This window comes from Thermochromatium tepidum ATCC 43061 (assembly GCF_009664085.1).
Taxonomy (GTDB): domain Bacteria; phylum Pseudomonadota; class Gammaproteobacteria; order Chromatiales; family Chromatiaceae; genus Thermochromatium; species Thermochromatium tepidum.
In genome coordinates this window covers 2,108,685-2,129,610 of the sequence record NZ_CP039268.1, presented here as the reverse complement: position 1 = coordinate 2,129,610, position 20,926 = coordinate 2,108,685, and the positions used below count along the sequence as shown (strand labels likewise).

The window sequence follows — 20,926 nt, the reverse complement described above, 5'->3', positions numbered from 1 at the left end:
GCGCGCAGGCGTCTGGGATTGGATCGGGATCGCCGGTGGTGTCCATGAACAAACCCGTCCCTGGAGGCTCAGGTCTGGAGGCGACAGTGAAGGCGGGTGGAGCGCGGCCGGGCGCCGAGGCGCCTGTGGTCTTGCATCGACAGGCTCGAAGCTCACGCCGGCTTTCCTGCGCCGGCATGATCCGGGTCAGGTTCAAAGGGTCTGCTCTCAGCCCATGATGGATGATGACATCACGGACACCCCCAGCGGCATTTTGGTTTGGGAAGCTAACCAAAGGAGATCGCAATTTCAATAGAGAACCAAATCTCTCTACAATTTCCAGGGTGTCGATCCATCTAAGGTGACAGCGTACTGATGACCAGCATCGGATCCAGTCGCCACGTTTATGTGCTGAGCACGCAGACCGCATTGACTGAAATCCTTGCGTACCGATTCACCGCACACCAACCATGCCCAGATGTCTGGAAATCTTGACAGTCAGGGGCAGCACGCCCGCCTGCATACGGGACGGTTGATCCTGACGCCCGCCGATCCCCATCGCGTCCCGGACATCAATCTGTTGATCGAGGGGCTGTGTGGGTTTGGACTCCTGGGCGAGCCCTTGTCGGCGCGGGAGACAGCGATAGAGCCGGGCGAGCGTGCCTTCGCCGTGGGGCCTGGGTTTCTGAGTCTGCTGACCTTTGCTGGATGCGCCGTCCAGATTCGCGACCACAGGAATCCAGGGCGCTTTTCATATATTCGTGTCCCCCAGGTCAGCCTCTACCCGAGACTGATGCTCGGACGCAACACGCGCTCGCCGCGCTGTGTCGGGTGTCGCGCGCCTTTGTCAGACTGGCGCGAGCGGGTCGAACACTGGGCCAAGCATCCACATTCCGGCGTACGATGTCCGGCCTGCGGCGAGACACGTCCGCCCTGGCTTTGGGATTGGAAGCAGCAAGGCGGATTTGGGCGCGTCTTTTTGTGTATCGAGGAGGTCTTTCCCGGCGAGGCCGTGCCGACGCCGGCCTTCCTCGAACAATTGATGCGGGTCAGTGGGATCAGCTGGAGGCACTTCTATATCCAGGATTGATCCTGATCCTCACGTGTGGAGCGAGAGCGCGGTGTCTCTGTGGCTGGCGGATTGATGGATATTCTGGCCATCTCGGTCGGTCCGTCTTAATGTGTAGCCTTTCCGTCTTTCTTAAGGATTTTGCCGTGAATAGAAGTGAAGATCTCTATGTTGTCGACAGCGACAAGGGTGTGAGCCAGTTTGTCCGTGACTTCGCGGATGTCGTGAGCCGGAACGCCTTCGTCATCAACAACGCCGATACCATGAACATGCGCGACACCTTTAGGCGTCATGGCGGCGAGGTGGCGGACGACTTCGACCTGCACATGATCCAGATCTGCAAGCCGACCAAGGCCGACAAAAGCCTGAGCTTCAATCCAGAACGTTCGGTGCTGATGCCCAAGTTCGTCATGGTGTTCTCGAAGAACGGGCGGACGCAGATTCGTTATCTGAGTTATGGCGCCGCCGATATCGCCGAGATCGTTCCGGATGACCCGGCGTTTCCCGGATCACTCGCCGAGACCTTTGCCAAGATCCGCTCGATGATCGACGAGGCGCGCTGAGGTTTGCGTCCAGCGATGCGCTAGGGGCCGTCGAGTCGCCCTCTCAACGCTGGAGGCGGATCACTGGAGGCTCTATCAACGCTCGTTTAACCACCGGCCAATCGCAGGCGTGACCTCCTTCTGCGCCTTGCCGCTGACATAGATGCCGATGTGCCCACCGGGGAAGGCCAGCTCGGTATAATCCGTGCTGCCGGTCAGTCCCTTGAGCGCCTTGGAGGCTGCCGGCGGCACCAGATGGTCCTGGAGCGCGAAGATGTTGAGCACCGGACAGGTGATGTCCTTCAGGTTCACTTCGCGTCCACCCAGCACCACGCCGCCGTTGATGAAGCCGTTGTTCTGATAGAAGTCTTTGATGAACTGGCGAAAGGTCTCTCCGGCCTGATCCGGGCTGTCAAAGATCCACTTTTCCATCCGCAGGAAGTTCTTGACCTTCTCTGGGTCGTCGAGCAGATCAACCATGTTGACGTACTTCTGACCGGTCAGGCTGAACGGCTTGAGCGACAGGAAGGTCCAGTTCAGCAGCTCGCCCGGGATATTGCCCATGGTGTCGACCGCCAGGTCGATGTCGATGTTCTGCACCCAGGCCGAGAGCAGATTGTCTGGGGTCTTGAAGTCGACCGGTGTGACCATGGTCACCAGGTTTCGCACCTTGTGCGGGTGCAAGGCAGTGTACATGAGACTGAAGGCCCCACCCTGACAGATGCCAAGCAGATTGATCTTGTCGATATCGTGGGTCTCACGTAGATGGTCGACGCAGCGGTCGATATAGCCGTTGATGTAGTCGTCGAGCGTGAGGGCGCGGTCGGCCTGATCCGGATAGCCCCAGTCGATCAGATAGACATCCTGGCCGGTCGCCATCAGCCCCTTGATGGTCGAGCGGTCTTCCTGGATGTCGGTCATGTAGGGCCGGTTGACCAGGGCATAGACGATCAAGAGCGGTACTGGCCGGGCCTCGGGCGCGTCCTCGGGCCGGTCATAGCGATAGAGGACCAGCTTGTCCTCGCGGTAAACAGCCTGCTTGGGGCTGACGCCTGTGTCGATCGACTTGGCGTTGAGCAGATTCTCCATGCCCTGACTCAGCTTGCGGCTGTAGTCGAGCAGCTCTTGGGCGAGTTTGTCCGGGCGGATGTCGATAGGGAACATGGATCTTGGTCCTCGCGGTGTGCCTCTGGTTGCGCGGCGATCAGGCGTCTGGCTTGGAGGTGCGTCGACGCGCCGGGGCCTTGGCGGCAGCCGGGGTAGGCGATCTGAGCGCGGTGGCGGGCGTGCTCGCCGGCGCCTCGCCGGCCAGGGCCGCGACGCGGCGTTCCAGGCTGTGCAGGCTGTGGCGTAGGGCCTTGTTCTCGCGCCTGGTCTCCTGGAGACGATCCTGGAGGGTGCGCAGTTCACTCCGGGTCGGCATGTTCAGTGCGCCCAGGTTCTCGTCGACCAGGATCGACAGGCGCTTCTTGAGCGCCATCTGCGCATTGACCAGCCGTCCGTGGATGCGCGCGTATTCAGGTGTGGCGACCTCGTCGGCATAGGCTGATTCGCAGCAGGCGACCCAGTTGTCATAGAGCGCGCGCGCCGAATCGATGGTCTTGCCGCTGTCGATCACGCCCTGGATGTAGTCCCCCATGCGCTTGACCGACTTCATGCCGAGCTGGGTGTAGAAATTGGCGTATTCCTGGAGCGCAGCCTGGTATTCCAGGGCGCTGCGCATCAGCTCCTGATAGTGGGTCTGCTCCTCGCGGGTATAGCCGAGACCGGGTGCGGATAGGGCGCGATCGAGGGTGTTCTTGAGCTGATCATGGGGCATGTTGCGCAGGGCATCGCCTGGTAGCGGCGACAGCGAGGACATCATGCGCTGCCAGTTGTCCAGCGGCAGCTCCCAGAACGACATCAGACGTTGCAGGGTATTGCCGTTCTCGTCGAGCGAGCCGGTGAAGCGCTTCTGTATGTCTTCAAGCGTCTTAGTCCAGAGCTCGAGCCCGTTGGCGGTATCGCCTGCGTCAGCGCGTTTGGCGAAACCCTCGGCGAGACGGAAAAAGTTCTTGCCCTGCTCCAGCATCCTGTCCATAAAGGTGCGTGAAAGATCCGGAACGGCAGGCGCCATCGCCTTCCACCATTGATCCATCGCCATTTCCCAGGGTGTGGTCGTCTTGGTCTGCGTATCCAGACCCATGGCCTGGCGGCTCAGGGTGGTCAGGTTGTCCCAGTACTGGCGTTGCAGTTCGAGCCAGTCGTCATTGAAGAACATGGTGTTGGCCATGGCCGTGCCCTCCTCGTGGCGGGTGATGAGGAATCGAACGGTAGCATGCCAATTTGTGCACTGCAACAAAAACCCGTAGAATCCGCCCGTCGCGACCCCCTATCGGGGACGCTGGTCCAGGTCTACTTCCAACCTACAAAAGAATCCAAAGGATATCCACACCATGAGCCAGAATGTCGTCATCGTCGACGCCGGTCGTAGCGCCATTGGGGGCTTCGGCGGCAGCCTGTCGTCACTCTCGGCCACCGAGATCGGCACCGCCGTGCTCAGGGGCCTGCTGGCGCGCACCGGGATCGCGCCGGACCGGATCGACGAGGTGATTCTCGGCCAGGTTCTGACCGCAGGCAGCGGTCAGAACCCCGCCCGTCAGACGGCCCTGAACGCCGGCCTGCCACATTCGGTGCCGGCCATGACCATCAACAAGGTCTGCGGCAGCGGTCTGAAGGCCGTGCATCTGGCGATGCAGGCCATCGTCTGCGGGGATGCCGACATCGTCATCGCCGGCGGTCAGGAGAGCATGAGTCAATCGGCGCACGTCCTGCCGCGTTCGCGCGAGGGTCAGCGCATGGGCGACTGGACGCTCAAGGACAGCATGATCGTCGATGGTCTCTGGGACGCCTTCAACGACTACCACATGGGCACCACGGCCGAGAACATCGCCCAGAGGTACGGTTTTAGCCGCGAGCAGCAGGACGCCTTTGCCGCCGCCTCGCAACAGAAGACCGAGGCGGCCCAGAAGTCCGGTCGCTTCCGGGACGAGATCATTCCGATCGAGATTCCGCAGCGTAAGGGCGATCCACTGGTGTTCGATCGCGATGAATTTCCGCGTCATGGCACCACGGTCGAGACCTTGAGCAAGCTACGTCCAGCCTTCTCCAAGGACGGGACCGTCACCGCTGGCAATGCCTCCGGCATCAACGATGGTGCGGCCATGGTGGTGGTGATGAGTGAGTCCAAGGCCAGGGAGCTCGGTCTGAAGCCGCTGGCGCGTGTGGTCGCCTTCGCCAGCGCTGGGGTCGATCCGGCGATCATGGGCACCGGGCCGATCCCGGCCTCGACCAAGTGTCTGGAGAAGGCCGGCTGGAGTGTGGCGGACCTGGATCTGATCGAGGCCAACGAGGCCTTCGCCGCTCAGGCACTGGCGGTCAATCGGGATATGGGCTGGGATCCATCCAAGGTCAACGTCAATGGTGGCGCCATTGCCCTTGGCCACCCGATCGGTGCCTCGGGCGCGCGCGTGCTCGTGACCCTGCTCTATGAGATGCAGAGACGCTCAGCCAACAAGGGTCTGGCGACGCTGTGCATCGGCGGCGGTCAGGGCGTGGCCTTGGCGGTCGAGCGGGTCTGAGGTGCGCTGTCCGTTGGATCCTTGACCCCAGCGGACTCAGTCCCCTGAATCATCAAGCGCCTTCAAACCGCAAATGACACAAATCACACGAAGCATTTCGGTTACTTTACAGGCAAGGTAGCACCCCCTGGGGGCTTAAGCCGGCTTGCGAGTCAAAGCTCGGTTTTCCTCGTGTCCTTTGCGCCTTTGAGGTTCAAATCGCCGAGCGAGCCAGGTGACTATGAACAGCGAGCGCATCATCAAGAAGTACCCAAACCGCCGTCTCTACGACACCGAGGTCAGCCGCTACATCACCCTCGCCGATGTGCGCGATCTGGTGATGAGCGGACAGCCCTTTCGGGTCCTTGACAGCGCCAATGACAGCGACATCACGCGCGCCATCCTGCTCCAGATCATGCTGGAAGAGGAAAGCGGGGGACAGCCGCTGTTCAGTGCCACCATGCTGGCTCAGATCATCCGCTTCTACGGCGGCACCCTGCAGGGTGCCTTCACCCGCTATCTGGAATCCTCGCTCGATCTGTTCGCCAAGCAGCAGCAAGAGATGGCCAGGGCGCTCTCCGACAATCCATTCGAGGCAGTGGCGCGCCTGGCCCAAAAGAATGTCGAGATGTGGGCTGATCTGCAGGATGAATTCATGCGTGCAGCGGGCTTTCCGGTCGCTAGGCGCAAAAAAAGAAATGATGAGGATTGTGAAAACCGCACTTGACGGCGGCGTATCGCGGCGTTATTGTGCAACGCAACATTGCTGCACTGCACAAACCTTCGGAGATCAAAGCCATGAGCGCCACCGACAGTCTCAAGACCCTCAACGACTGGACCAATAAGAACTTCGAGCGCATGACCAGTTTCGGTGAGCTGAACCTGCGTCTGTTCGAGAGGCTGGCCGCCCGTCAGATGGATGCCGTCAACCTCTACATCGATCACGGTATGCGTCTGATGAAGCTGGCCGCCGAGTCCAAGGGTTACAACGATCTCTTCAAGGGTCAGGTCGAGGCCACCAAGGAACTAAGCGAACGTATCCTGGCCGAGGGTAAGGCCACCATGCAGATCTTCGGTGATGCCCGCGACGAGTATCGCCTGTGGTTCGAAAAGAACCTAAACGAGGTCAGCGAGGATTTGCGCAAGGGCGTCATCGTCTAAGACGCCGGCGAGGACGATCCAGGGATGGATCCCAAGACTTTGGCTGTCCCGCACCCGGGTGGTGCAGCGACCTCGACGATTTCGTCCAACCTAGATAAATCACCAAAAGGCTCCCTGGAGGAACCCCATGGCTCGTATTGCACTCGTCACCGGAGGCATCGGTGGCATCGGCACCGCGATCTGTACCCGTCTGGCCAAGGATGGCTGTATCGTCGTGGCGAACTGCCATCCGTCCGAGGCCGCTACAGCCGAGGCGTGGAAGCGGGCCCGCGCGGCTGAGGGGTTTGACATCGCCGTCTTCGCCGCCGATGTGTCATCGTTTGACGACAGCGAGCGCATGGTCCGTGAAATCACCGAGCAGGTCGGTCCCATCGATATCCTGGTCAATTGTGCCGGCATCACCCGCGACAAGACCTTCAAGAAGATGGAGCTGGCGCATTGGGAGGCCGTGATCAACGTCAACCTCAACAGTGTCTTCAATGTTACCCGTCAGGTGTGGGAGGGCATGTTGGAGCGCGGCTTCGGGCGTGTCATCAACATCTCCTCGGTCAATGGTCAGCGCGGTCAGTTCGGTCAGACCAACTATTCCGCCGCCAAGGCCGGTATGCACGGCTTCACCATGGCCCTGGCTCAGGAAGGCGCCGCCAAGGGCGTGACCGTCAATACGATCTCGCCCGGCTATGTCGAGACAGCGATGACCCTGGTGATGGACGAGGGCGTGCGCAACAGCATCGTGAATGGCATCCCGATGCGCCGCATGGGTCGGCCCGAGGAGATCGCCGCCGCTGTGGCCTTTTTGGTCAGCGACGAGAATTCTTACATGACGGGTGCCAATCTGCCGGTCAACGGCGGTCTGTTCATGCACTGATTCAGATCCGGTCGGGCGCAACCCTACTGATGTCAAAGCCCGACCGTTCAGGATCTCACCGAGTCCTCCTCGTCTCTCTCATCATGAGACGTTTACAGCCCGGCGCCCGCCGGGCTTTTTTTCGGTAGAATCGAACGCGCCTCGCCTGGGATGCAGAACACATCCAGTCACACCGGAGCAATACCGATGGAAGCGTTCAAACTCAAGACCCTCGATGACCTGCTCGCCGATCAGGGAGACAGCATCGAGCTGATCGATGGCGAGATCGTCCAGCGACCGATGGCGCGGATGGAGCACGGACTCGTGCAAAGCAATGCGGTCGTTGAACTCGATAGCCTGCGACGCAAGTCCGGTCCCGGCGGCTGGTGGATCGTCACCGAGGTCAGCGTCCACTACTCCATGCACCAGTGCCCGACCCATGATCTTGCTGGCTGGCGCAAGGCGCGGCTGCCGGAGCGCCCGCGCGGAGTGGTCGAGATCATCCCGGACTGGGTGTGCGAGATCGTCTCGCCCGGCCATGAGCGCAAGGACACCTTGACACTCTTTATGCTGTTGCAGCGGCATCGCGTCCCCTATTACTGGTTGATCTGGCCCGAGGATCGTTCCCTGGTCGCCTGGCAGCTCGATGGCGACGCCTATCGGACCATTGCCGCCCTCACGGTGGCCGATGATGCACCCTTCAAACAGCGCATTTCACCCTTCGAGGAGCTGGAGATCGATCTGGGCTACATCCTGGGCGCATGAGGCCGATTGCACCGATCCGATAGTGACCACCATGACCGAAGCACAAGACCTCGTCCGTTATTGCGAAGACCTGCTCGAGGCGGCGCGCTTCGCTGACTATGCCCCGAACGGCCTGCAGGTCGAGGGAGAGCGTCCGATCCGACGTTTGATCTCCGGTGTCACGGCCAGCGCGGCGCTGATCGAGGCGGCGATCGCCGAGGGGGCCGATGCCATCCTGGTCCACCACGGCTGGTTCTGGAAGAACGAATCCCCCTGTCTGGTTGGCATCAAAGGGCGGCGCGCAAGGACATTGCTCAGGGCGGGCGCGAGTCTGATCGCCTATCATCTTCCGCTCGATGCCCATCCCGAACTCGGTAACAACGTCCAACTCGGTCAGCGGCTCGGTTTCATCGACATGGCGCCGACTGCGTTGGGCAATGGTTTGGTCTGGGTCGGTCGCCTGGCTGAGCCGCTGACCCCGGCGGCCTTCACCGAGCATGTCTCGCAGCGACTCGCGCGCCCAGCGCTGAGGGTCGGGGGCGAGACAGGTTTCATCGCGCGCCTGGCCTGGTGCACGGGCGGCGGCCAGGGTTATCTCGAGCAGGCCGCCAGCCTCGGCGTCGATGCCTTTCTGACCGGAGAACTCTCCGAGCAGACCACGCATCAGGCGCGCGAATTGGGCCTCTGCTATCTGGCCGCCGGTCATCATGCAACGGAACGCTATGGCATTCAGGCGCTTGGCGAACATCTAGCCGAACGCTTCGGTTTATGGCATCGCTTTGTCGAGATCGACAATCCAGCGTGACGCGCACCCGTTCGCGGCGTCGTTCCGTTCAGGGTAGCCGTATTTGCCCTATCCTTGACCAGTCCCGCTGAAATCACGGAGAATGCGCGTTCGATTTTGTATCGATCGTCCTATTCTCAAACGTTTTCACCTGAAGTTTCATCCAAGCTGCCTGAGGTGTCCGCCTGGTGTTGACCCTGGGCGGTGCTTGTAGCAGCCGGGGGATATTGGACTATGAGCGCGCAAGGCGTGAACAAAATGAGGCGACGAGTGCTCGTTGCCGCGACCAGCGTAGTCGGTGCCGTAGGGGCCGGCTACGCGCTTGTCCCGTTCGTCGCATCGCTGAATCCGAGTGCCCGTGCTCGGGCAGCTGGTGCGCCAGTCGAGGCAGACATCAGCAAGTTGGAGCCTGGCGCGCTGTTGCGTGTCAAGTGGCGCGGTAAGCCGGTCTGGGTGGTACATCGCACCCCCGAGATGCTAGCGGCCTTGCCGAGCAATGATCCCAAGTTGGTGGATCCCAACTCTGAGGTCCCCCAGCAACCCGATTACTGCAAAAACCCGACCCGCTCGATCAAGCCCCAATACCTGGTTGCGATCGGGATCTGCACCCATCTCGGTTGCTCGCCGACCTATCGCCCCGAGTTCGGACCCGATGACCTGGGCGCCGACTGGAAGGGTGGGTTCTTCTGTCCCTGCCACGGCTCGCGCTTCGACCTGGCGGCGCGCGTGTTCAAGAACGTCCCGGCGCCCACCAACCTGGTGATCCCGAAGCATGTTTATCTCAATGACACCACCATCCTCATTGGCGAGGATCGAGGGAGCGCCTGATGAGTGCTGAAAAGACCGAAAACCTCAGTTGGATCGACAAGCGATTCCCACTCTCGGAGACCTGGCGCGCCCATCTCTCCGAATACTATGCCCCGAAGAACCTGAACTTCTGGTCATTCTTCGGTTCGCTGGCCATCCTGACCCTGGTGATCCAGATCGTCACCGGGGTGTGGCTGGCCATGAGTTACAAGCCAGACGCCAACCTGGCCTTCGCCTCGGTCGAGTACATCATGCGCGATGTCGATTGGGGCTGGTTGATCCGTTACATGCACTCAACCGGGGCCTCGATGTTCTTCATCGTCATCTATCTGCACATGTTCCGTGGCTTGCTGTGGGGCTCCTACCGCAAACCGCGCGAGCTGCTGTGGATGATCGGGGTCGTCATCTATCTGATGATGATGGCGACCGCCTTCTTCGGCTATCTGTTGCCCTGGGGCCAGATGTCGTACTGGGGCGCGCAGGTCATCGTCAACCTATTCGCAGCGGTCCCGGTCATCGGGGACGATCTCGCCGTGTGGGTACGCGGCGACTATGTCATCTCGGACGCCACCCTCAACCGCTTCTTCGCCCTGCATTTCTTGCTGCCCTTCCTGCTCGCCGGGCTGGTGTTCCTGCACATCGTGGCCCTGCACCACGTCGGCTCCAATAACCCCGACGGCATCGAGATCAAGGAGGGCCCCAAGGGCAACCGCTGGAGCGACAAGGCCCCGGCCGACGGCATCCCCTTCCATCCCTATTACACCGTCAAGGATCTGATGGGGGCAGTCGTCTTCCTGGCGATCTTCAGCTATATCATGTTCTTTAACCCAACCATGGGCGGGCTATTCCTGGAGACGCCGAACTTCCAGCCAGCCAACCCGATGCAGACCCCCGTGCATATCGCGCCGGTCTGGTACTTCACGCCCTTCTACGCCATGCTGCGTGCCGTACCGCCGATGTATGGCTCGCAGTTCCCCGGCGTGGTGGTGATGTTCGCGTCCATCCTGATCCTATTTGCCCTCCCTTGGCTCGACCGCAGCCCGGTGAAGTCGATGCGCTATAAAGGGCCGCTGTTCAAGGGGGCGACCGCGATCTTCGTCGTCTCCTTCGTCGCCCTGGCCTGGCTGGGCATGCAGCCGGCATCCCCTCTTTACACCTTACTGGCCCAGATCTTTACTGTGCTGTATTTCGCCTACTTCCTGCTGATGCCGATCTATAGCTCCTTGGATGAGACCAAGCCCGTTCCGGAGAGGGTGACATCATGAGAAAGTTGATCCTGGCCACCCTGACCCTGTTGCTGATCGCGCCGACGGCCCTGCTGGCATCGGGCGGTGGCGAGCACCTGGAACAGGCCAACATCGATCTGCGCGACCAGGCCTCCTTGCAGCGCGGCGCCAAGTACTTCATGAACTATTGCTCTGGCTGTCATTCGCTCAAGTACATGCGCTACAACCGTCTGGCCAAAGACCTGGGCATCGATGAGATTACCCTGCGTCAGAACCTGATCTTCGGTGACGCCAAGCCAGGCGATCTCATCACCAAGTCCATGACTGACGATGATGCACTCAAGTGGTTCGGTGTGGTGCCTCCAGATCTGACGCTGGTGACGCGCTGGCGCTCGCCCGACTGGGTCTACACCTATCTCAAGGGCTTCTATGTGGATGAGACCCGACCCTATGGTGTCAACAACCTGGTCTTCCCGCTGGTCGGTATGCCCCATGTCCTGGGCGATCTCCAGGGACGCCAGGAGGCCATCCTAGAGCCGCCACACGAGCCAGGCAAAGAGCCGACCATCAAGGGCCTGAGACTGGTCGAGAAGGGCGATCTGTCGCCGAAGGAGTACGATACCCTGGTACGCGACATCACCAACTTTTTGACCTATGCGGGCGAGCCGATTCGGCTTGAACGTGAGCGTCTCGGTCGCTATGTGCTCTTGTTCCTAGGCTTTCTGTTCATCCTGGCCTACATGCTAAAGAAAGAGTACTGGAAGGACGTCCACTGAGCGGATGTTCCGGCGGCGGCCTAGGATTAGGCCGCCGTTTTTGTTCTTGCTTGGTCAATCGGTACTGCAATGATCCTCTATTCCGATCCTACCTGTCCCTATTGTCATCGGGTCAGAATGGTCCTGGCCGAGAAGGGGATCGCGGTCGACGTGGTCGATGTCGATGCCAAGGCCCTCCCCGACGAGGTGATGGACTTCAACCCTTACGGAACTGTCCCGACCTTCGTCGATCGAGACCTGCGTCTCTATGAGTCGCGGATCATCATGGAGTATCTCGATGAGCGCTTTCCTCATCCGCCGTTGCTGCCGGTCGATCCGGTCTCGCGTGCCAACGCGCGGCTGTTCATGTACCGCATCGACCGCGACTGGTATTCACTCATGGGCCGCATCCTGCACGGCGAGGGCGACGAGGTTGAGCAGGCACGCAAGGAACTGCACGAAAGTCTAACCGCGACCGCGCCTGTGTTTGCGGCACATACCTTCTTCATGAGCGAGGAGTTCTCGCTGGTCGATTGCTGTCTTGCGCCCTTGTTGTGGCGTCTGCCGGTGCTCGGTATCGAGCTGCCCAAACAGGCCGATCCGATCCGGGTCTATATGAAGCGGATCTTCACCTGGGAGTCTTTCCGTCTGAGCCTGACCGAGGCCGAGAGAGAGATGATCGCGGATCTGCGCCGATGAACGACACCATGACATCCAGCAAGCCCTATCTGATTCGGGCCATCTACGAGTGGATACTCGACAACCGCATGACGCCGCACCTGGTGGTGGACGCGGGCTTTCCAGACACGCGCGTGCCGAGGGAGTTTGTCGCCGACGGACGCATCGTGTTCAATATCGCGCCTGGAGCGGTGCGCGGATTGGTCATCGGCAACGAATGGATCGAGTTCGGGGCGCGTTTCAACGGGGTGGCGCGCGAGGTGCTGGTACCGACCGAGTCGGTCGTCGGTATCTTCACCCGTGAAAACGGGCAGGGCATGGTCTTTCCCGATCCGACCTATCCCAAGCCCGTCCCATCCGTCGACACGCCCGCCGCTGGCCCCAGGCTGGCGCCGCTGTCCGGAGACGGTAAGCCAGGTGACTCTGGCGGCAGACCCTCACCTGATCACCCCAAGGGCAGGAAGGGCGCTCCGACGCTCAAGGTCGTCAAGTAGGCCGCCCTCCGACGTCAATTGGGCGGGCCCCGGCGTCAGGCGTCCGTCTCCACCTGATCGGGGAGTCCGAAGTTCAGTTCCTCGAGCTTTAGACCATGCATCACGATATAGCCCTGGCGGCGTTCCGTACCTTCCTGGCTGAAGTCGAAGCGATAGATTCGCCTTAGTCGCACGCCATCGGCGCGCCAAGTCAGTCCGATCCGGCGTAAGGCGACGGTTTGATCCAGCCATTGCAGCTTACGCTGTCGGCAGGCGGTCTTACAGATGCCGATCGCGATCTCACGCGTGCGCAGGCTGTTAAGCCAGAACCATCCAAGCAGCAATAACAGGGTGAGGATGAATAGATGACTCATCGCTTAAAGGCGGGCAGGCCGGACTCGAGCCACCAGGTCTTCTCCTTGGCGTCATAGCGCCAGAGCTGGCGATCCTTGATCTGCTTGACGACTTGCCGATCCTCGTAGAGATAGTCGATGGCGACGAGCTGGGTTGCGGTTCCCGACTCGGTATTTATCGTCGGCGGTTGGATCACGTCATAGCCCGTCAGGCGCAACCCCTCCAGTGCCTCGGGCGAGATCGCCTCAACGCGCCGGTCGGGGTGGATGTAGTTATAGGCGTTCTCGAAATACCCCCAGCGCAGTGCTTTTTGATAGCCATTGGTCGCATTCTGGAGTGTGTCCGTCATTCGGTCCTGTTTGATCGGATTACAGCCGGTCAGGATCAAGGTTAACAGTAGGCCGGCGATCATGGATGTCAAACGAGACTCGACGCGCGGCGTGAGGACCGAGACGATCCGGAAGGATCCAAGGGCTGTGATGTGCATGGTGGCTCGGCGTCCGGTTGAGGAGGCTGAAATGGTATCCCCTAAGGCGAGGGTCGGGCGCGATGATAGGGTATCGACGCGATCTGCTCCAAGACCTGACGAGGCCGCCGATCCGGATCGTCCAGCTTGGGAAACCGCCCCGAGTCTCGGTATGATGGCGCCCTTTATCCAACACAGGTCACGAGCAACCATGGTCGATTCGATGGAACCAAGGCGCGATCTGGTGATCGATGGGGTCGAGCTGACAGTGCTCGGCACGGCCCATATCTCGCGTGCCAGCGCCGATCAGGTGCGCAAGCTGCTCCAGTCCGGCGGCTACGACAGTGTGGCCGTCGAACTGTGCCGCAGCCGTTTCAATGCCCTGATGGATCCACGCACTCTGGCGCAGATGGATCTGTTCTCGGTCATCCGCCAGAACCGCGTTCATATGGTTGTCGCCAACCTGGTGCTTGCCGCCTATCAGCAGCGGCTCGCCGATCAGCTCGGCATCGAGCCAGGCGCCGAGCAGCGCATTGCCATTCGGTTGGCCAAGGATCAAGGCCTGAACCTGCTGCTCATTGATCGCGAGATCGGGATCACACTCAGGCGCCTCTCGGCCAATCTCGGCTGGTGGAAGCGCTATGAACTGTTCGCCGGTCTGCTAATGGCCATGCTCAGCTCCAAGTCTCTGACCGAGGAAGAAGTCGAGCGGCTCAAGGAGGGCGATGTGCTCGAAACCGCCTTCGCCGAGTTCGCCGCCGAACGTCAGGATCTCTATGTCCCCCTGATCGAGGAACGTGACCGCTACATGGCCGCCAAGCTCCGACGTGAATTAGCACGCCTGGGGGCCAGGCGCGTCCTGGTTGTGATCGGTGCCGGTCACCTCAAGGGCGTGACCAAGGCGCTGGAGACGGATCGCGCCGATCCGGGCGAGGTGTTGAGCGAGCTTGAGCGGGTGCCGCCGCCGAGTCGCTGGTCCGCTGTGTTCGGCTGGTCGCTGTTGGTGTTGGTCCTGGCGGGCTTCGGTTATGGATTCGCCGTCAGCCCCGAACTCGGACTAGACCTTTTGATCGGCTGGGCACTGATCACGGGTGGACTCTCAGCGCTTGGAACCCTGCTGGCCGCCGGGCATCCGCTCACGATCCTCTCGGCCTTCCTCGCCGCGCCCCTGACCACGCTCAATCCGGCCATCGGTGCCGGCATGATCACAGGCGCCGTCGAGCTCTATCTGCGCAAACCCAGTGTCGGGGACTTCAGTCGTCTGCGCGCCGATGTGGCCAGCTGGAGCGGCTGGTGGCGCAACAGGGTCTCGCGGGTGTTGGTCGTCTTCGTCCTGAGTAGCCTGGGCGCCGGGATCGGAACCTATGTGGCTGGTCTGCATGTCGCCGAGCGCCTGATCCACGCGGGCGGCTGATGCGACCGTCGTCGACCTTGGGTTCAGGTGTGACAGACCAGATATGGCTCGATGTAGGTGCGCCTGAACTGCTGACAGCGATCGATGTATTCGCGGGTGCTCTTCGGCATGGGTACGCGCGCACGCACGATGAAGCTGATCAGGTCGGTGCCGTCGCGCAACAGACGTGCGCCCTCGACCGCCTCGCGCACATCGACGGCGTCGTGAGCGGTCGGTATCACCGGATCAAGGTTGCGTACCCGGTCGCTGGCGACGACGAATTTTGGCCAGACGTCGAAGACCTCCGGGTCGGTGCGCAGGATCTCGCATTTGCGCTTGGCTGTGGTGTTGAGCTCGTCGAGCCGTGACTCCAGACCCTGGATCTGGCGGCTGCCGGCGAAGGTCGCCTTCATGGCCCCCGTGATGCGGTCGATGTCGTGCATGGTCATGGCGATCTTCAGATAACGGCTCGCATAAAAGGCCTCGATCGGCATCGAGAACGCCTTGAACGGCTCGCCCCAGAGCTCGTCGATGCCCTCGTCGCCGCCGCGGTGGCGCACCATCTTGCCCAGCTCGAGCGCCTCGATCAGACAGTGTCCGCATTCGCGCATCAGGGCGTGATCAGGGGGGATCTCGACCCCGGCCGTCTGCAGATCGACTAGGCTATGGAAGATGTCGGCAGCGCGATTGAAGAGCGCACCGGCCAGCATGGCCCCATTGACACGCTTGCGCTCGGTATCGGTCTCGGCTTCGTAGGCGGCGCGCGCCTCCTTGAGCCGCGAGCCAGGGATGTTGATGCCGGGCTCGACATGGTTGAACAGACGGCGTGTGAGCGCTTGGATGAGCTGGCGCCGGACCTCGAGACTGTCGGGTGGCGGCTCATAATATTTGATCCAATAGCCGTCATAATAAACGCGCATGACGCCATCGATCTTGCGTTTACTGCCGTTGAGTGGGGACTGATACATGCCGTGCATCAATGTCCGGAATCATGGAAGTGGCTAGTGTAGGTCATGACAAGCGGTGATACTCGCCTGGATTGCATCGCGCGCATCCAGGCGCATTGTCCGCTCGGATCCGGAGTGCAAGTTCTGTAGCCTTGGAAGGCTGTTCAAAACTGCTGGGTATTCAATCATGCCATCCAAGGACCGTCTCACCGCGATCGTGCTGGTGCTCATCGTCTGGGGGTTCGCCGGGGCGCTGTTCGGTGCGCTCTTCTCCGGTCTGCATCGAATCCTCCTGGTCATGGGGCTGACGGGAGGCTGGGCGCTGATCTTGGCCGCCGCCGCCGCGTCGATGACGACCACGGCCTTTTATAGCGCGATGCCGGTCGCGCTGATAGGCTCCATGGCCGGTGTCCTGGCCTCGATCGGTTATCTGATCGTGATTGGGCATGACATCGACCTCCTGAGGATCTCGGGTCTGGCGGCCGGGGCGGGTGTTTTGGCGGGTGGATTCTATTCCTGGATGGTGGCCGGCAGCAGCCGTCCATTGGCCGAGACACTCATCGGACTGTTCACCGGGCTTTTGGCGGCGATACTGCTGAGTCTGGTGCTGTGGTTTTTGGGCGAGCCGGTCGGGGTGTTCGCGCTAGCTGCCGGTCTCGTCGCGTTAGTCGGAGCCCTGTTCGAGCTCAGCGAACGCTGGCTGGTTCGGCTCGGCATTGCCTGGTTGCCGGGCGTTGTCTCCGCGCCCTTGGTCGCTGGTCTGTTGGCCAACGTCGTGGCTGGGAGCATCTGGATCATCGGCAATACCACAGTGACGGCGCTGGACGCGCACACCCAGCAGGCGATCGAGCAGGTGTTGCAGGATATACCGCCGGGCCTGCTGGGTGGGATGCTTGGCGGCTCCATGACCGGTCTCCTGCTTGAGATCCTCGGCTTTCGTCTCGAAGACGAGATCTGAGTGCCATGTCTCCCAACTTGAAAAATACCGCTTTCCTTATCATTAAGCGGCCGGTTCACCGCCAATTGAGTGAGGATACATGCATGGTTCAGATATTGATCGGGATCGCGATCGGTATTGTGATCGGCTGGAATTGGCCTCAGCCGGCCTGGGCGCGTGCGCTCCAGGCCCGCTTCCTGAAGCTGGTACACCTCCCCGAAAGGCATGATTGAGGCTCTATCGAGCCCGCCGTGTGCGAAAATGCCCGCCCATGGGACTCGATTTCGCCTGGAAGCGCGTCCATGGGCTGTTTTTTATGTCTCGGTTTCGACTTCCAATCATTTAGGGCCTCGATGAATACAGCCAATCGCACACCCCTACCTGGCACAGATCTGGACTATTTCGACGCCCGCGCGGCCATCGAGGCGCTCGCGCCCGGCGCCTATGACGAACTGCCCTATACCGCACGGGTGCTGGCCGAGAATCTAGTCCGGCGCTGTGATCCAGCGCTCCTGACCGATTCGCTGCGTCAGATCGTCGAGTGCCGGCGTGAGCGCGATTTCCCTTGGTTTCCGGCACGCGTGGTCGGTCATGACATCCTGGGACTGACGGCGCTGGTCGATCTGGCTGGCCTGCGCGACGCCATCGCCGACCGGGGCGGTGATCCGGCCAAGGTCAATCCAGTGGTGCCTGTGCAGCTCGTCGTCGATCATTCGCTGGCCGTCGAGTATGGCGGCGATGATCCCGAGGCCTTCGCCAAGAACCGCGCGATCGAGGATCAGCGCAACGCCGATCGCTTCCATTTCATCGACTGGGCCAGGCGCGCGTTCGACAATGTCGATGTGATCCCAGCCGGCAACGGTATCATGCATCAGATCAATCTGGAGTGGATGAGCCCGGTGATCCAGGTGCGCGACGGTGTGGCCTTCCCCGATACCCTGGTGGGTACTGACAGCCATACTCCGCACGTCTCTGCCTTGGGTGTGCTCGCCATCGGCGTCGGTGGGCTGGAGGCCGAGAGTCTGATGCTGGGGCGGGCGTCCTGGATGCGCCTGCCCGAGATCGTCGGTGTCGAGCTGATCGGACGCCCGGGACCGGGTATCACAGCGACCGACGTGGTGCTGGCCCTGACCGAATTCCTGCGCCAGGAAAAGGTCGTCGGGGCCTATCTCGAATTCCACGGTGAGGGGGCGGCGGCCCTGACCATCGGTGATCGTGCCAGCCTCTCCAACATGTGCCCGGAGTATGGGGCCACCGCCGCACTGTTCCCTATCGACGGGCAGACCCTCGACTATCTGCGAATGACCGGGCGCGACGAGGCCCAGGTCAAGCGGGTCGAGCTCTATGCCAAACAGACCGGACTCTGGGCCGACGCGCTGAAGAAGGCTCGATACGAGCGCACCCTGACCTTTGACCTGTCGCGCGTGGTCCGCAGCCTCGCCGGTCCGTCTAAACCGCATGCGCGTGTGGCGACCGCCGATCTCGCCGCCAAGGGCATCACCGGCCACTGGGACGCAGTTGCGGGCCGGATGCCGGAGGGCGCCGTCATCATCGCCGCTATCACCAGCTGCACCAACACCAGCAATCCGCGCAACCTCATCACCGCTGGACTCCTGGCGCGCAATGCCAATCGGTTAGGGCTTATGCGCAAACCCTGGGTCAAGAGTTCGTTTGCGCCCGGGTCCCGGGTCGTCGAGTCCTATCTGCAGGAGGCCGGATTATTGACTGAGCTCGAACGGCTCGGTTTTGGCATCGTCGGTTTCGCCTGCACCACCTGTAACGGCATGTCCGGTCCGCTCGCTCCCGAGATCCAACAGGAGATCAATGAGCGCAATCTCGATACGACCGCCGTACTCTCGGGTAATCGTAATTTCGACGGACGCATCCACCCCTTGGTCAGACAGGCGTTCCTGGCCTCGCCGCCGCTGGTCGTCGCCTATGCCATGGCTGGCACCATCCGCTTCGATATCGAGAAGGACGTATTGGGCGTGGTGGATGGTAAGGAGATCCGGCTGAAAGACATCTGGCCGCCAGATGAAGAGATCGACGCCATCGTCGCCGAATGCGTCAAGCCGGAGCAGTTCCGGCAGGTCTACGAGCCGATGTTTGCCCTCCAGATCGAGGCTGGCGAGAGGGTGAGACCGCTCTACGACTGGCGTCCGCACAGCACCTACATTCGCCGTCCCCCCTACTGGGAAGGGGCGCTGGCCGGTGAGCGAACCCTCCAGGGGCTGCGTCCGCTGGCCTTGTTGGGCGACAATATCACCACCGACCATCTTTCGCCCTCCAATGCCATCCAACCTGACAGCGCGGCGGGTGAGTATCTGGCGCGCATGGGGCTGTCTGAGGAGGACTTCAACTCCTACGCCACCCATCGCGGCGACCATCTGACCGCCCAGCGCGCGACCCTCGCCAATCCCCGGCTCATCAACGAGATGGCCGTGGTCGACGGACAGATCAAGCCGGGCTCGCTGACGCGGGTCGAGCCGGACGGCACGGTCATGCGGATGTGGGAGGCGATCGAGACCTACATGAACCGCAACCAGCCGCTCATCATCATCGCTGGCGCCGACTACGGCCAGGGTTCCTCGCGCGACTGGGCGGCCAAGGGTGTGCGTCTAGCCGGGGTCGAGGCCATCGTCGCCGAGGGCTTCGAGCGTATCCACCGCACCAACCTGATCGGCATGGGCGTGCTACCCCTGGAGTTCAAGCCAGGCGTCAACCGCAAGACGCTCGGCCTCGACGGCAGCGAGCTCTACGACGTCCTGGGTGAGCGCCGACCTGGTACCGATCTGACCCTGGTCATCCACCGTCGGAATGGTGAGCGTGTCGAGGTGCCCGTGACCTGCCGGCTCGACACCGCCGAGGAGGTCGCGATCTACGAGGCCGGTGGTGTGCTGCAACGCTTCGCCCAGGACTTTCTGGAATCGACCAAGGGGGCCTAATCCAACATGACTCACGCCCCACAGATCAAGATCCCCGCCACCTACATGCGCGGCGGCACCAGCAAGGGCGTCTTCTTTCGGCTGCAAGACCTACCCGAGCCCTGTCAGGTACCGGGCGCGGCGCGCGACGCCCTGTTGCTGCGCGTCCTCGGTAGTCCCGACCCCTACGGCAAGCAGATCGACGGCCTGGGTGGAGCGACCTCCAGCACCAGCAAAGCGGTCATCTTGTCACAGAGTCAGCGCCCCGATCACGATGTCGAGTATCTGTTCGGACAGGTCGCCATCGATCGACCCATGGTCGACTGGAGTGGGAACTGTGGCAACCTCGCGGCCGCCGTCGGACCCTTTGCCATCAGCCGGAGACTGGTTGCGCCCGAGCGCATCCCCGACAACGGCCTCTGCGCGGTGCGCATCTGGCAGGCCAACATCGGCAAGACCATCGTCGCCCATGTCCCCATCGCGAACGGCGTCGTGCAGGAGACGGGGGATTTTGAGCTCGATGGCGTGATCTTCCCCGCCGCCGAAGTGCGGCTCGAATTCCTCGAACCGGTCAACGAGGACGATGGCCCCATGTTCCCGACCGGCAACCTCGTCGATGACCTCGAGGTGCCCGGCATCGGCACGCTCAAGGCAACCCTGATCAATGCCGGCATCCCGACCATCTTCGTTGAGGCCAGGGCCCTCGGCTATACCGGCACCGAGTCGCAGGAGGCCATCAACGGCGATCCCAAGGCCCTGGCCATGTTCGAGACCATCCGCGCCCAGGGTGCGCTGCGCATGGGGTTGATCCAGGACCTCCACGAGGCTGCAACCCGTCAGCACACACCCAAGATCGCCTTCGTCGCCCCGCCGACCGATTATGTGGCCTCCAGCGGCAAACCGGTTGCGGCGAGTGAGATCGATCTGTGCGTGCGCGCGCTCTCGATGGGCAAGCTCCATCACGCCATGATGGGCACGGCCGCCGTGGCCATCGGCACGGCGGCGGCCATCCCCGGGACCCTGGTCAATCGCGCCGCCGGCGGTGGTGAGCGCACGGCAGTGCGGTTTGGTCATCCTTCGGGGACGTTGCGCGTCGGCGCCGAGCCCCGAGTGATCAATGGCCGCTGGACCCTGACCAAGGCGACCCTAAGCCGCAGCGCCCGGGTGATCATGGAAGGCTGGGTGTGCGTGCCTTGGGCCTCAGCGCCCCCGGCATGAGCGGCTGAGACGCCGTCCTCATA

General features: G+C 61.7%; 23 protein-coding genes and 1 riboswitch. Of the genes, 18 read left to right on the top strand and 5 right to left on the bottom strand.

The genetic code is table 11. From position 1 onward, the window contains the following. Positions 1-146 precede the first annotated feature (146 nt). Positions 147-254, bottom strand: a riboswitch (TPP riboswitch). Positions 255-457: 203 nt separating this feature from the next. Both E6P07_RS09820 and E6P07_RS09815 read left to right on the top strand, forming a co-directional pair. Then, complete coding sequence (locus tag E6P07_RS09820; RefSeq protein WP_153975443.1) at positions 458-1,069, top strand: hypothetical protein; 612 nt, start codon at positions 458-460, stop codon at positions 1,067-1,069. Between the two features lie 125 nt (positions 1,070-1,194). Continuing rightward, positions 1,195-1,611, top strand: a complete 417-nt coding sequence (locus E6P07_RS09815) for a DUF302 domain-containing protein (protein ID WP_162008625.1) — start codon at positions 1,195-1,197, stop codon at positions 1,609-1,611. Between the two features lie 75 nt (positions 1,612-1,686). Here the strand turns inward: E6P07_RS09815 and E6P07_RS09810 are convergent, their stop codons facing one another. Both E6P07_RS09810 and phaE read right to left on the bottom strand, forming a co-directional pair. After that, positions 1,687-2,754, bottom strand: coding sequence for a class III poly(R)-hydroxyalkanoic acid synthase subunit PhaC (locus E6P07_RS09810; protein WP_153975441.1), 1,068 nt, complete (start codon positions 2,752-2,754; stop codon positions 1,687-1,689). A gap of 40 nt (positions 2,755-2,794) precedes the next feature. Continuing rightward, on the bottom strand, positions 2,795-3,862 hold the full coding sequence (phaE, locus tag E6P07_RS09805) for a class III poly(R)-hydroxyalkanoic acid synthase subunit PhaE (RefSeq protein WP_153975440.1): 1,068 nt from the start codon (positions 3,860-3,862) through the stop codon (positions 2,795-2,797). A 163-nt stretch (positions 3,863-4,025) separates the two neighbouring features. On the opposite strand from phaE, the gene E6P07_RS09800 reads away from it, so the two are divergent. From E6P07_RS09800 to E6P07_RS09750, 11 genes are all read left to right on the top strand, one after another. Further along, on the top strand, positions 4,026-5,210 hold the full coding sequence (locus E6P07_RS09800) for an acetyl-CoA C-acetyltransferase (protein ID WP_153975439.1): 1,185 nt from the start codon (positions 4,026-4,028) through the stop codon (positions 5,208-5,210). A gap of 220 nt (positions 5,211-5,430) precedes the next feature. Continuing rightward, positions 5,431-5,916, top strand: coding sequence for a polyhydroxyalkanoate synthesis repressor PhaR (phaR, locus tag E6P07_RS09795; RefSeq protein WP_153976203.1), 486 nt, complete (start codon positions 5,431-5,433; stop codon positions 5,914-5,916). A gap of 71 nt (positions 5,917-5,987) precedes the next feature. Further along, positions 5,988-6,350 (top strand): phasin family protein, encoded by a 363-nt coding sequence (locus E6P07_RS09790; protein ID WP_153975438.1) that lies wholly within the window; start codon positions 5,988-5,990, stop codon positions 6,348-6,350. 127 nt (positions 6,351-6,477) lie between these two features. Further along, positions 6,478-7,218 carry a beta-ketoacyl-ACP reductase gene (phbB, locus tag E6P07_RS09785; RefSeq protein ID WP_153975437.1) on the top strand — a complete coding sequence of 247 codons (741 nt, stop codon included), beginning with the start codon at positions 6,478-6,480 and terminating at the stop codon, positions 7,216-7,218. A gap of 186 nt (positions 7,219-7,404) precedes the next feature. Further along, the gene (locus E6P07_RS09780) at positions 7,405-7,962 is read left to right on the top strand and encodes a Uma2 family endonuclease (RefSeq protein ID WP_153975436.1); all 558 of its coding nucleotides are present in this window, start codon (positions 7,405-7,407) and stop codon (positions 7,960-7,962) included. A gap of 31 nt (positions 7,963-7,993) precedes the next feature. After that, positions 7,994-8,746: a Nif3-like dinuclear metal center hexameric protein gene (locus E6P07_RS09775; RefSeq protein ID WP_153975435.1), complete on the top strand. Its 753-nt coding sequence runs from the start codon at positions 7,994-7,996 to the stop codon at positions 8,744-8,746. A gap of 213 nt (positions 8,747-8,959) precedes the next feature. Next, the gene (petA, locus tag E6P07_RS09770) at positions 8,960-9,553 is read left to right on the top strand and encodes a ubiquinol-cytochrome c reductase iron-sulfur subunit (RefSeq protein ID WP_153975434.1); all 594 of its coding nucleotides are present in this window, start codon (positions 8,960-8,962) and stop codon (positions 9,551-9,553) included. Then, entirely contained in the window at positions 9,553-10,797 is a 1,245-nt protein-coding gene (locus tag E6P07_RS09765) for a cytochrome b (protein WP_153975433.1), read from the top strand. The genes petA and E6P07_RS09765 overlap by 1 nt, the downstream gene beginning before the upstream one ends. Further along, positions 10,794-11,534, top strand: a complete 741-nt coding sequence (locus E6P07_RS09760; RefSeq protein WP_153975432.1) for a cytochrome c1 — start codon at positions 10,794-10,796, stop codon at positions 11,532-11,534. Before E6P07_RS09765 ends, E6P07_RS09760 begins: the two co-directional genes overlap by 4 nt. Positions 11,535-11,603: 69 nt before the next feature. Then, positions 11,604-12,212, top strand: coding sequence for a glutathione S-transferase N-terminal domain-containing protein (locus E6P07_RS09755; protein ID WP_153975431.1), 609 nt, complete (start codon positions 11,604-11,606; stop codon positions 12,210-12,212). Continuing rightward, a complete protein-coding gene (locus E6P07_RS09750; RefSeq protein WP_153975430.1) occupies positions 12,209-12,685 on the top strand; it encodes a ClpXP protease specificity-enhancing factor in 477 nt (158 codons plus the stop codon). Before E6P07_RS09755 ends, E6P07_RS09750 begins: the two co-directional genes overlap by 4 nt. Before the next feature lie 35 nt (positions 12,686-12,720). Here the strand turns inward: E6P07_RS09750 and E6P07_RS09745 are convergent, their stop codons facing one another. Then, positions 12,721-13,038, bottom strand: coding sequence for a DUF3301 domain-containing protein (locus tag E6P07_RS09745; protein WP_153975429.1), 318 nt, complete (start codon positions 13,036-13,038; stop codon positions 12,721-12,723). Further along, positions 13,035-13,505 carry a hypothetical protein gene (locus E6P07_RS09740; RefSeq protein WP_153975428.1) on the bottom strand — a complete coding sequence of 157 codons (471 nt, stop codon included), beginning with the start codon at positions 13,503-13,505 and terminating at the stop codon, positions 13,035-13,037. Before E6P07_RS09740 ends, E6P07_RS09745 begins: the two co-directional genes overlap by 4 nt. A 190-nt stretch (positions 13,506-13,695) precedes the next feature. On the opposite strand from E6P07_RS09740, the gene E6P07_RS09735 reads away from it, so the two are divergent. Beyond that, positions 13,696-14,898 carry a TraB/GumN family protein gene (locus tag E6P07_RS09735; RefSeq protein WP_153975427.1) on the top strand — a complete coding sequence of 401 codons (1,203 nt, stop codon included), beginning with the start codon at positions 13,696-13,698 and terminating at the stop codon, positions 14,896-14,898. Between the two features lie 23 nt (positions 14,899-14,921). On the opposite strand, the gene E6P07_RS09730 is transcribed toward E6P07_RS09735, so the two are convergent. Further along, positions 14,922-15,845: a hypothetical protein gene (locus E6P07_RS09730; protein WP_153975426.1), complete on the bottom strand. Its 924-nt coding sequence runs from the start codon at positions 15,843-15,845 to the stop codon at positions 14,922-14,924. Positions 15,846-16,011: 166 nt separating this feature from the next. Here E6P07_RS09730 and E6P07_RS09725 point away from each other — a divergent pair, with 166 nt between their 5' ends. The 4 genes from E6P07_RS09725 (at position 16,012) to prpF (ending at position 20,903) form a co-directional block, all read left to right on the top strand. Continuing rightward, positions 16,012-16,782 carry a spermidine synthase gene (locus tag E6P07_RS09725; protein ID WP_153975425.1) on the top strand — a complete coding sequence of 257 codons (771 nt, stop codon included), beginning with the start codon at positions 16,012-16,014 and terminating at the stop codon, positions 16,780-16,782. A 5-nt stretch (positions 16,783-16,787) separates the two neighbouring features. Continuing rightward, positions 16,788-16,994 carry a hypothetical protein gene (locus E6P07_RS13655; protein WP_153975424.1) on the top strand — a complete coding sequence of 69 codons (207 nt, stop codon included), beginning with the start codon at positions 16,788-16,790 and terminating at the stop codon, positions 16,992-16,994. 120 nt (positions 16,995-17,114) lie between these two features. Then, entirely contained in the window at positions 17,115-19,706 is a 2,592-nt protein-coding gene (gene acnD / locus E6P07_RS09715) for a Fe/S-dependent 2-methylisocitrate dehydratase AcnD (RefSeq protein WP_153975423.1), read from the top strand. A gap of 6 nt (positions 19,707-19,712) precedes the next feature. Next, positions 19,713-20,903: a 2-methylaconitate cis-trans isomerase PrpF gene (gene prpF / locus E6P07_RS09710; protein ID WP_153975422.1), complete on the top strand. Its 1,191-nt coding sequence runs from the start codon at positions 19,713-19,715 to the stop codon at positions 20,901-20,903. The last annotated feature ends 23 nt before the right edge of the window (positions 20,904-20,926 follow it).